This window comes from Pseudoalteromonas sp. (assembly GCF_041629635.1).
GTDB lineage: Bacteria > Pseudomonadota > Gammaproteobacteria > Enterobacterales > Alteromonadaceae > Pseudoalteromonas.
In genome coordinates, this window is record NZ_JBFKMX010000239.1 from 1 (window position 1) to 2909 (window position 2909).

Here is a 2909-nt window from a genome sequence, read left to right on the forward strand (position 1 = left end):
CAGCAAAAAGCAAAGTTATCTAAATTATCGGCTGACGATGTAACTGCCGATACCCTTGCAGGCGACAGTATTTTAGCAAAACTCACCCATGCACCTGGTAATGGCGCAGCAATTGGTGGTTTAAAAGTAACAACACAAAACGGTTGGTTTGCTGCACGTCCTTCTGGTACTGAAGATATCTATAAGATTTACCTTGAGTCTTTTGTATCTGAGGCGCATTTAAAAGAATTAGAAACAGAAGCTATTGCTTTAGTTAATTCAGTTATTTCTTAAAATTTAAGATGTTTTAAAAGGCGGTTTACCGCCTTTTTTATTATGTAAAGATGAGTAACATGACAACAAATAATTTCTCACAAACAGGTGATTTCTTATCAATATCACGTGCCAACGAATGGCATTTAGACCCATTTAATTTTACCTTGAATAACGGCACTCAAGTTGAAGTGCTTGATACCGGTGTAATTCAGTTTACGCCAGTACAGTATGGTAACAAAGACATTGTACTGTCATCAGCCATTCACGGTAACGAAACTGCGCCAATTGAAATATGTGATGAACTGATTAAAGCGGTTATTAAAGGTGAACTGCAACTGGCACATCGCGTTTTATTCATTTTTGGTAATCCAGCGTCGATGAATGTGGCTGAGCGTTTTGTTGAAGAAAACTTAAATCGCCTATTTTGTGGTGCCCATAAACAAGGCGAACAAAATAATGAAAAAATCCGCGCTGCTAAATTAGAGGCGTATGTTTCAAACTTCTTTAATCAGCAAAGTGAACATGGTCGTAAACGTATTCATTATGATTTACATACTGCAATTCGTGATTCTAAAAACGACAAGTTTGCTGTCTATCCTTTTTTAAATGGCAAACCATGGAAAAAAGAAGAACTAAGCTTTTTACTTAGTTGTGGTGTTAATACCATCTTAATGATGAAGTCATCTGCGACAACCTTTAGCTATTTTTCAAGTAGTACATTTAATGCAGACGCCTTTACCATCGAGCTTGGTAAAGTAAAGCCTTTTGGTCAAAACGATATGACGCGCTTTGAAAAAGCTAAAAACACACTTACACAATTAATCTCCCAAGAAACGATTGTTTATCCAGAGTTTAACTTTGCTGATTTTGAATTGTTTGAAGTTCATCGCACAATTAATCGTACTCAAAAAGATTTTAGTTTTCCTTTTAGCGATAGCGCTGCAAACTTTACTGGGTTTGCTAAAGGAGAGCTACTAGCAACGGATGGCGATACAGATTATTTTGCTGAAGTCGATGGTGAAGCCATTATCTTCCCTAATGCAAAAGTTGCACTAGGACAACGCGCACTTCTTACCGTGATCCCCCTGCAAAATAAAACTGATTTTGTATAAATATCTTGCCACACCTTTTAGGATATTCAGCTAAAATTAGTTGAATATCCGTTTACGTTAACGTAAAGTCGAGCTAACTTTAATTTAATATTAGTCCAATTTATGGGTGATATGTACTAATCATACCAGTCACTTGCATAAATTAGCTGTTTAAATTGTTTGGTTGATGTGTTTGATGCGTCAAATTCAATTTACCTAACGTTTAAGTGTCTCTCAGCACAATGCTAATTATGTTGCTTAATTGGATATTTACGCATTTTTAAAGCGCTACATCATTAGAGGTAAGCTATGACGAACCCGCAAAATGTGTCTTTAAATGTTACGCAGGCACTCGAATTTATCGATCCTTCAGCATTAGACATACCTACTGTTAGTTTATTAGATGAAAATGGTCATCTAGTTAAAGGCGCAGTTGATCCAAATATTGACCAAGAAACCGCATTAAAAATCTACAAAACAATGCGTTTTATTCGAGCGCTAGATGAGCGTATGCAAGCAGCACAGCGCCAAGGCCGTGTTTCTTTTTACATGCAATGTTTAGGTGAAGAAGGTGCTGTAACAGCAAGTGCCGCTGCATTAAAAGACGATGATATGATCATGGCGCAATATCGTGAGCAAGCAGCCTTACGTTACCGTGGTTTTAGCCTTGAGCAATTTATGAACCAAATGTTCTCTAATGAGAAAGATTTAGGTAAAGGTCGTCAAATGCCAATTCACTATGGTTCAAAAGAATTGCATTATATGACTATCTCTTCACCATTAGGTACGCAAATACCTCAGGCAACGGGTTATGCGTATTCGCAAAAAATACCACACATTAATGCTGAAAATGGCGAGTTAAGCTCTGAGATTAATAACATTACGCTATGTTATTTTGGTGAAGGTGCAGCATCTGAAGGTGATTTCCACGCAGGTCTTAATATGGCAGCGGTTTTAAAAGCGCCAGTTATCTTTTTTGCACGAAATAACGGTTATGCGATTTCAACGCCAGCAGATGAACAGTTTGCAGGTGACGGTATTGCCAGTCGTGGTGTCGGTTACGGTATTAAAACGATTCGTGTTGATGGCGCAGATGCCTTAGCTGTTTATGCGGCAACACAAAAAGCACGTCAATATTCAGTTGAAACGGGTAACCCAGTGTTAATCGAATCAATTGCTTATCGTTTAGGGGCACACTCTACATCGGACGACCCAACAGGTTATCGCTCAAAAGAAGAAGAAAGCACAAATACTAAGTGTCCAATTCAACGCTTTAAAGGTTACTTGCTTAGTAAAGGCTGGTTAGACGAAGCTGAAGATAATGCGCAAGATGAAGCGCTACGTGAACAGATCTTAGATGCCGTAAAAGTGGCTGAAAAAGTGGCTAAGCCACCAATTGAAGATTTAGTAAGCGATGTATACGACACGCCAATTCCATTACTTGAAAAACAACTTGAAGCATTAAAAGCGCACGTTAAAGCACATCCAGACGCTTATCCGACAACGGCAGGGAGAATCAAATAATGGCACAAATGAATATGTTACAAGCGATTAATTCTGCGC

The 2909-nt window shown here is 38.3% G+C and carries 2 protein-coding genes and 1 pseudogene; all 3 read left to right on the forward strand.

Features of this window, described 5'->3' with window-relative positions; all coding sequences use genetic code 11:
- Positions 1 to 273, forward strand: a pseudogene (locus tag ABYD77_RS18560) (phosphoglucomutase, alpha-D-glucose phosphate-specific); the annotation flags it as partial.
- A gap of 50 nt (positions 274 to 323) precedes the next feature.
- Positions 324 to 1367, forward strand: a complete 1044-nt coding sequence (gene astE, locus ABYD77_RS18565) for a succinylglutamate desuccinylase (RefSeq protein WP_372771580.1) — start codon at positions 324 to 326, stop codon at positions 1365 to 1367.
- A gap of 288 nt (positions 1368 to 1655) precedes the next feature.
- A complete protein-coding gene (locus tag ABYD77_RS18570; RefSeq protein ID WP_372771581.1) occupies positions 1656 to 2870 on the forward strand; it encodes a thiamine pyrophosphate-dependent dehydrogenase E1 component subunit alpha in 1215 nt (404 codons plus the stop codon).
- The last annotated feature ends 39 nt before the right edge of the window (positions 2871 to 2909 follow it).

Coding starts and splice junctions, on each gene's coding strand:
- astE (WP_372771580.1), top strand. CDS start 324: ATGAGTAACATGACAACAAATAATTTCTCACAAACAGGTGATTTCTTA.
- ABYD77_RS18570 (WP_372771581.1), top strand. CDS start 1,656: ATGACGAACCCGCAAAATGTGTCTTTAAATGTTACGCAGGCACTCGAA.